The 1,211-nt window shown below is 60.5% G+C and carries 1 protein-coding gene and 1 pseudogene; both read right to left on the bottom strand.

What is annotated here, in order from left to right:
- Positions 1-383 precede the first annotated feature (383 nt).
- The gene (locus tag IEW15_RS25480; protein WP_188583348.1) at positions 384-608 is read right to left on the bottom strand and encodes a hypothetical protein; all 225 of its coding nucleotides are present in this window, start codon (positions 606-608) and stop codon (positions 384-386) included.
- A gap of 125 nt (positions 609-733) precedes the next feature.
- Positions 734-1,211, bottom strand: a pseudogene (locus IEW15_RS26260) (MarR family transcriptional regulator); the annotation flags it as partial.

The raw sequence follows: 1,211 nt of genomic DNA, 5'->3' as shown, positions 1-1,211 counted from the left end.
CTCAGGTCCGCGATCATTGAATCGAACTCCTGACCGTTTGGGAATCCCCTATGAGTCAGGACTCACGAGATTTGGTATGAGTCCAGACAGGCCCCGGATCCGGGCAGCATGATCACCGGGTGGCCGGCCGGGGCCGCCGCGCGTGCGGCCGCAGCGCCGGAATCGGTATCACCACAGGTCATGTGCCATGACCGGCACCGGGTTGGCGCGCGGGGGCCGAGCGGCACAGCGGGTGTGGAGATGGCCATCGTGTCAGCTCCGCCAGTGACGGGAATCGGGAACGAGCCGAGGGCGCCTGATCACCGACCGCCCCGGCCATCACCACGCCGGCAAACCGGGTGGCGACGGCCGGGGCGCGAGGGCGGGTTCGGCTGGTGTGCGGATCAGGCGGGGCTGGCCCAGGCGAGCGCGCCGATCGCCAGAACGTCGTCGCCCTCAAGCTTCCCGGCCTTGGCCGCGTTCACCATTTCTTCCAGCGCCGCGATCATGTCCTTGGTGACGCCCTTCTGGGCCTCGATGACCTCACCGTCGGACAGCGGATTGATGGCGCGGAGCTGCTCCACCGCAACGACCGCGTACTGCGCCTTGCGATTCATGGCCTTGATCATGATGTCCTCCCTTCCTGATATGACTTCAGTGAAAAGGAGTACACTTTGAATCCAAAAGTGAGTCAATCTCAATTGAATCTACTTATAGGTGATTTCTGCTACGCGCGCATGTTGCGCCGCCGTGGTCAGTCGAGGGTCGGCATGACCCGGCGCATGTAAGCGTCGAACAGCGGCACGGTGAACGCGGTGTCGCCGTGCTGGGGTGAATAAATCATGCCCTTTCGGATCAGCTTGTCCCTGGTCGGGCCGACATTGGTTGTCTTCAGGCTCAGTTTCTCGGCGATTTCCCCAGATCGATGGGTTCCAGGGCCGAGTTCCGCCAGAGCGCGCATATAGCGTTTCTCCGTGGGAGTACACCGGTCAAATCGAACGCGAAAGAAGCTTTCGTCCAGCTTCACGATCGCAGCCGATGTGGCCTTCAGAACATCCTTCCTGGATATCCGATTGTTGCTCGCAATATTCCAGGCTTCGTGGCCCCATTGCTGCAAGAAGTATGGGTACCGTTCTGTCACCGACAGGATCTCAGAGCCCAACCGAAAATTATGTTGAGTGATTTCAGCGGCTTGTGATTCTCTGTGGTTTGCGAAGACGACGGAGGATCGT

The organism is Tistrella bauzanensis, assembly GCF_014636235.1.
In the GTDB taxonomy this organism is placed as follows: Bacteria; Pseudomonadota; Alphaproteobacteria; order Tistrellales; family Tistrellaceae; genus Tistrella; species Tistrella bauzanensis.
The sequence above is the reverse complement of the archived record's forward strand: the minus strand, read 5'-3'. Positions and strand labels throughout refer to the sequence as shown.

What these genes read in the sequence shown, in the direction of transcription:
- IEW15_RS25480 (WP_188583348.1), bottom strand. Translation starts at nt 608, where the DNA reads ATGATCAAGGCCATGAATCGCAAGGCGCAGTACGCGGTCGTTGCGGTG.